General features: G+C 31.6%; 8 protein-coding genes. 7 read left to right on the top strand and 1 reads right to left on the bottom strand.

Annotated features, from left to right (window positions below; translation table 11 throughout):
• Positions 1–22: 22 nt before the first annotated feature.
• The 7 genes from ACKOWY_RS00235 to ACKOWY_RS00205 all read left to right on the top strand — a co-directional run bounded on the left by ACKOWY_RS00235 (position 23) and on the right by ACKOWY_RS00205 (position 4,059).
• Entirely contained in the window at positions 23–1,027 is a 1,005-nt protein-coding gene (locus ACKOWY_RS00235) for a DUF3871 family protein (RefSeq protein ID WP_408939436.1), read from the top strand.
• Positions 1,028–1,031: 4 nt separating this feature from the next.
• Positions 1,032–1,265 (top strand): hypothetical protein, encoded by a 234-nt coding sequence (locus tag ACKOWY_RS00230; RefSeq protein WP_408939435.1) that lies wholly within the window; start codon positions 1,032–1,034, stop codon positions 1,263–1,265.
• A 105-nt stretch (positions 1,266–1,370) separates the two neighbouring features.
• Positions 1,371–1,643: a helix-turn-helix domain-containing protein gene (locus tag ACKOWY_RS00225; RefSeq protein WP_408939434.1), complete on the top strand. Its 273-nt coding sequence runs from the start codon at positions 1,371–1,373 to the stop codon at positions 1,641–1,643.
• 88 nt (positions 1,644–1,731) lie between these two features.
• Positions 1,732–2,145 carry a hypothetical protein gene (locus ACKOWY_RS00220; RefSeq protein ID WP_408939433.1) on the top strand — a complete coding sequence of 138 codons (414 nt, stop codon included), beginning with the start codon at positions 1,732–1,734 and terminating at the stop codon, positions 2,143–2,145.
• A gap of 12 nt (positions 2,146–2,157) precedes the next feature.
• On the top strand, positions 2,158–2,553 hold the full coding sequence (locus tag ACKOWY_RS00215) for a hypothetical protein (RefSeq protein ID WP_408939432.1): 396 nt from the start codon (positions 2,158–2,160) through the stop codon (positions 2,551–2,553).
• 9 nt (positions 2,554–2,562) lie between these two features.
• Positions 2,563–2,889 (top strand): hypothetical protein, encoded by a 327-nt coding sequence (locus ACKOWY_RS00210; RefSeq protein ID WP_408939431.1) that lies wholly within the window; start codon positions 2,563–2,565, stop codon positions 2,887–2,889.
• Positions 2,890–3,324: 435 nt separating this feature from the next.
• Positions 3,325–4,059, top strand: coding sequence for a hypothetical protein (locus tag ACKOWY_RS00205; protein ID WP_408939430.1), 735 nt, complete (start codon positions 3,325–3,327; stop codon positions 4,057–4,059).
• Positions 4,060–4,090: 31 nt separating this feature from the next.
• Here ACKOWY_RS00205 and ACKOWY_RS00200 read toward each other — a convergent pair.
• Positions 4,091–5,544 (bottom strand): AAA family ATPase (locus tag ACKOWY_RS00200; RefSeq protein ID WP_408939429.1); only part of this gene is annotated, 1,454 nt, incomplete at its 5' end.

The following is a 5,544-nucleotide window of genomic DNA, read 5'->3' as shown; positions in this document are numbered from 1 at the left end:
GGCAACTTAAACCCCATTCCAAATGAACAACCAACTAACAGTTAATCCACCCGTGGAGGTGGAAGAATACGCTTCTTATATTGAAATAGAGAAGCAAGAGATAGTATCTAGTAGTTCAGCTTTTATCGGTGCGAATACCATAGAAGTTAATCTACAGGACATACAGAGATTTCACATTATTCCCGTGTTTAGTAAGGACAATGAACCTTTGATTAGTCACGGGGATTTCATTCAGACCACCTACGATGTGATTAACCATTGCTTCAAAGGGGAAGATATTCTCTCTCCTAGCATACGTGTTTCGCATCCCATTAAGGGAAGAACACCAGAAGCACGATACAAGCCAGCTAACCAGTTAGAAGACCACGAAAGAACCATCTATTACGAGAGGGCAATGTTTGTTTTCGAGATACCCAGCATCCAACTTACCATTGATGGGCAAACACTAAGTCTAACCATAGGTGGGGTGAAGTGCTACGGGGATGATAAGCTAAATAATAAGAAAGGATCTTCGGAGCATTTCAAAATCTTCATTGGTTTCTCAGTCAAGGTGTGCAGTAACCTTTGTGTTTGGTCAGACGGTGCGCAGGTTAAATTGGTGGTTAGAAGCCAAGGAGAGCTAATGGATGCCATAATGAATATGGTTCACCTGTACAACCCAGAACTTCACCTAAGAGCGATGCAGCGTTTAACGGAACACAATTTGACTGAGGCACAATTTGCTCAGGTGTTAGGACGTGCACGCTTGTATAATTACCTGCCCAATGAGGTTAAGAAAGAAATACCTCCTCTCTTGTTCACCGATACACAGCTAGGTTCTGTTGCCAAGGATTACTTCCAAGACAACAGCTTCTGCTGTAATGAGAACGGGGATATTAACCTTTGGAGGATGTACAATCTGTTTACGGGTGCGAACAAGTCAAGTTACGTGGATAGCTTCCTAGAACGAAGCATTAACGCATTTGATTTCACGCATCAGTTGCAATCTGGGCTAACGGGCGGAAGTACTAACTGGTACTTGAATTGAGGATATGAAGAAACAGAAAGTAGGGTTTCTCCATCCCAATGTGCTGTTAGTAATTACACCCAAGGGAATCATCCTTGAATTGTACACACCGATACGAGCTGAAGTGGTTCGTGAAATCGGTAATCTTCCCAAAGGGACTAAGGTGTATATCGACGCTATCGTAAAAGATAACTTAAATAAAATAATTTATTGCATTGGGAGCAAATGGTATCCCTACCGCCATTTTAAGGTAGGTTAACAATTTAAATATAGCCTCTTAGAGAAATCTAAGGGGCTTTTTTATTTATATGGAAACAGAAAGCAAAATTCAATCATTTCATATTACTCATACCGTTAAATCAATATGGCAAATCTGCCATTGTGGGAATTTGGTGCTTATCGCATATTTGTTAAAATGGAGTTAACTAAAGAGGAAGTTTGTAAACATGTTGGGACTAAAATCCGAGAAGCGCGCGAGAACAAAGGTCTTACAATGGAAAAATTTGCTCATGAATCTGGTATTGACTACACTCAGATAAGTCGCATCGAGTTAGGGAAAATTAATACAAGCATTTATCAGATGTATGTAATAACTAAAAAATTGGAAGTGCCAATGAAGGATTTATTTGTTTTTTAATTGTATAAATGATTACCTCAATAATCAAGTTTACAATGTTTTTAAAAAGTAATTCCTTTCAATAGTCATGAATTTAAACAGTAAATTGATGCGAAATATTGTTTTGGTTTCAGTGATTTCTTTTTTGTGCAATTTTCAAATTATAGCGCAAAATCAGATAATAAAAATAAATAAATGGAGGATTGATAATTCCATAAATTATGACAGAATTGCTGTTTCCTCAGATTTGAAAATTGAAATATTTATTGAAGGACTTCAGAGTATTGCAGTACTCTCAAAAAAAGATGCAAATAACCAATATGAAGTCTATTTAAAAGGGAAATTAATTAATCATTTAGTTAAAGCAAACAATATTGAGAGCTATAAATGGGAAGTTGAGCCTTCAGTTTTAGGTAAACGAATGTTAGTGTATTTTGAAATTATAAATAATTCAATTTCAAAAAGTGTATTGTTGAATTTTCAAGATATGAATAATATGATCTGGGAATTGACAGGTAATTAATAATCGTAAGATATGTGGGAGCAAATTAAACAAGTTTTTACATCTTGGTTTGAGAATAGGAAAGACCGAGAGCATTTAATTCGTGATTTTAATAAATCAAGTAGAGCGGCTTATATTGCAGGGATAGTGCCCACTTTATTTGAAGCTAAAATATCTGTAGGAGATTCTAGATACACTCATGCTTTTTCAAAGTGGGCTGCTGGCGGATTTCGGATAAAAGCACTTACAGGGAGAAATCTTAATAGGTCTGAGATGGAAGAAATGGGTAAAGTGGTTTTAGTAAATTCTGCTTTAGTTAGAAACTTAGTATCCTTGGGATTCGACACTCTAGAATTACATTCTGATGTAGGAAATATTGGTTTAAAGTGGGAACTCAAAAAGTACATTGATGTAGTTGGATACTTGTAAATATTTTATATGTTCAAAGTAATAGGGGTTAAATTGAAACATTTTTTTTTGTCATTTCGCTTTTTTTCAAATCAAGCACAAAAGTTGAGTTATCGAGAAGAAGTTAAAAAAGAAACGGTGAAACTCGATTTTGATAATGTTTTTAATAGTATCGGTTTAGCCGGGATTTTATATGATCAGCTTAAAAAAAGAATTCATCCAGATAGAGAAAAAGATGATCAGAAAAAGGAATTAGCTAATGAATTAGCCCAACTTATATCTGAGAATAGGAGAGATTACAACAAGTTATTAGAGTTGAAAAAAAGAGCTGAACTTGAATTGAATATTTGTTTTTGAATATTATGTCGAATACTTCATTTGTATTAATTCTTGTAATATTTATTTTAATGGTTTGGGGTATAATATATTTAATATTTAATCCAAATGAGAATAAAATATATTTTGAAAGTGTCGATGAAAATAAAAAATCAAGTAGTGACAATCGGGATTTTACCTTTTTCGCCTATTTAGTAGTAGTTGTTTTAGTCGCATTAACAATTCTCATCAGTTTTAATTAAACTAACATGGTAAATACAAATGTATTTTTTAATCGATTATTTGACTTGTGTGTAGATATATTAACTTACTGGGCAAAATTATCAGGAATGACGTATAAAGAAATCAATATTTGGATTTTTTGTATAATTGAGCCATTTGTCTTCCTTATAATGCTCGGAATAATTGTTGGCCAAAATCGAGTAATTAGAAAAATAAAAAACGACTTGTGAATTAATGGATTTTTCTGACATAAATGAAATACAATATTTTACATGTAAGGAATTGTTTGATCTATATGTAAAAAGGTATATCCAAGAAATTGGAGATCCTAAAAATGTATTGGAAATAGGAACTCATGTTTCATTAAATGGTATAATAGATAATTATATCAAAAAAAAGCATTTGGAATGTAAACCTCCGACATGTCGTGAGATTTTTTTAATATTGAAATCTCCGCCCTTTTTTTTCAGATGGTATACTTCTGATACATTATGTTTAGGATCATTAATGGTATTAACATATTGGAATGAAATTAGTAATACAAATTTTGAAATTATAAGTGCTAAAGAAGTTACAAGCATAGCAAAAGTCATTATTAATAAGTGTAGTGGTATGGAAAGTGCTTCTTCAAATAATTTTTTTAGTAGATTTTACAGAGACATCGAATTAGAACTTGAGAATCGTAAAATGATTGATATTCCCAAGCCCGCTGATAGTAACTATCGAGCATTTATAATTAAAAAAAGCTCTGGGCCTTTAGAATATCCCTTTAATGTCAATCCCAACTTTTGTTATTATAATTTTGAATTAGAGTTTGAGGGTGAAATGTATTTATTGAGAGAAGAAAAGCCAATTGATTTTATAGATGAAAATGGAACATATCAAGTCAATAAAAGATTATTGCTAAAGATTACTGATTATGTGCTTGAGCATCGAAATGGATCAAATGTGCTAGTTAACATAAGCTGAGGTTTGGATTTTTTGGGAAATCTATAGCTTACTAGTTTCCATTTAAACCTTTCCAATGTAATTCATCCTTTTTTTCAATATATTCCATTAAGTCTTTTATTGCTTCTTCAATTTGTAATAATTTGTCGTCATGTTGTTGAACTTTTTCTAATTGATTTTGGTGAGAAAACCAATGCAATAATTTTATATTATGAAAAGCTCCGTCATCTGGTGTGAAAACTTTTTTAATTCTGTGATCTATAGAAATAAATGAAGGGTATCTTGTTGCGGTATAAAGCTCTAAAAACCTTCTCAATGCATTTGGCAAAAGAAGGGTATATGAAAATTGTGATTTGTCTTCAAGTTTGTTGAAGTCGTTTAAAATATGAAATAGTGCAACATATTCAGAATTGTATTTTCGAAAAGAATCAGGTAAATGCTCCAAATTTGACTCTCCAGAATCCTTGCGTTTTATATAGTAAAATTCAGATTTGTTATTATAAGGTTTAAATAATTCATCAGAATCCTTAAGCATTGAAAAAAAATCAAAATTATGAGTTGAAACAAAAAGTTGCGCAAAATCTTCTAGCTTGAGAAAGTCTTTTAATAATGATCGTACTTGGAAAACGTGATTGTTATCTAAACTTGAGATAGGATCATCAATAAATATAATCGTGTTAGTAAGTTTTGATGGGGCACCATCTCGAAGTGATTTTAATTCTGTTAAAAAATATGCCAAAGCAATTGCAGATTTTTCTCCTTCACTTAAATGTTCTGCTGGATGACTAGACCTTTCCAATCTAAATTTTTCGTCTTTTATTACAATTTTTATGTCATCTCTGTTTAATAGTATTTTTAATATATCGTTGATCTCAACTTGTCCTTTTACCTTGTCGCTAAGTTGAGATTTATATACAATTATTAACTTGTCGTTAGCTTTTATTTTATCTACAATTTTCTGGATTTGCTCATCTGCATTAACCTTCGCAAGTTCTTTTTTATTATATTCTTCTGTTGTAAGATATTCAGCAACGTAATGATTTAAAATTTTAGAAACAGCTGATTTTTTTCTCTCGGAAAATTGACATAGCCATTCATTATGCTTCTTGATAATTGTTTCAATTACTTCAAAATTCTTGTTTAGTTGAATGATTTCTACTTTTGTTGAGGTAATTGGATTAAAAATATTTGAACCTTTCTTTATTAAATCAGCTTCAATAATCTTAAGTTTAGATTTATATTGGGCTTTTTTTATTTCATACTCTTGTAAAGCAAGTTCATATTCCGATTGAAATATTTCAGCAATATCTTTTTTGTCAGGAAACTTTACATCTACAGTTTTATATTCCGCTTCAATTAAATTAGTTGTTAGTTCTATCGTTTCTTGTATTTCTTTTAGTTTTAAAGAATAAAAAGAGTTTAAATTGGAAATTCTCTCTAATGGAAGGGTTTGCATACAAAATATACAATCTTTAGAGTCTTTGTGAAGTGGTATTCCTTTTTGTA

Source organism: Flavobacterium sp., assembly GCF_046073885.1.
Classification (GTDB): domain Bacteria; phylum Bacteroidota; class Bacteroidia; order Flavobacteriales; family Flavobacteriaceae; genus Flavobacterium.
The sequence above is the reverse complement of the archived record's forward strand: the minus strand, read 5'-3'. Positions and strand labels throughout refer to the sequence as shown.

Excerpts from the sequence above, each read along its gene's own strand:
- ACKOWY_RS00235 (WP_408939436.1), top strand. The coding sequence starts at position 23 with ATGAACAACCAACTAACAGTTAATCCACCCGTGGAGGTGGAAGAATAC.
- ACKOWY_RS00230 (WP_408939435.1), top strand. The coding sequence starts at position 1,032 with ATGAAGAAACAGAAAGTAGGGTTTCTCCATCCCAATGTGCTGTTAGTA.
- ACKOWY_RS00225 (WP_408939434.1), top strand. The coding sequence starts at position 1,371 with ATGGCAAATCTGCCATTGTGGGAATTTGGTGCTTATCGCATATTTGTT.
- ACKOWY_RS00220 (WP_408939433.1), top strand. The coding sequence starts at position 1,732 with ATGCGAAATATTGTTTTGGTTTCAGTGATTTCTTTTTTGTGCAATTTT.
- ACKOWY_RS00215 (WP_408939432.1), top strand. The coding sequence starts at position 2,158 with ATGTGGGAGCAAATTAAACAAGTTTTTACATCTTGGTTTGAGAATAGG.
- ACKOWY_RS00210 (WP_408939431.1), top strand. The coding sequence starts at position 2,563 with ATGTTCAAAGTAATAGGGGTTAAATTGAAACATTTTTTTTTGTCATTT.
- ACKOWY_RS00205 (WP_408939430.1), top strand. The coding sequence starts at position 3,325 with ATGGATTTTTCTGACATAAATGAAATACAATATTTTACATGTAAGGAA.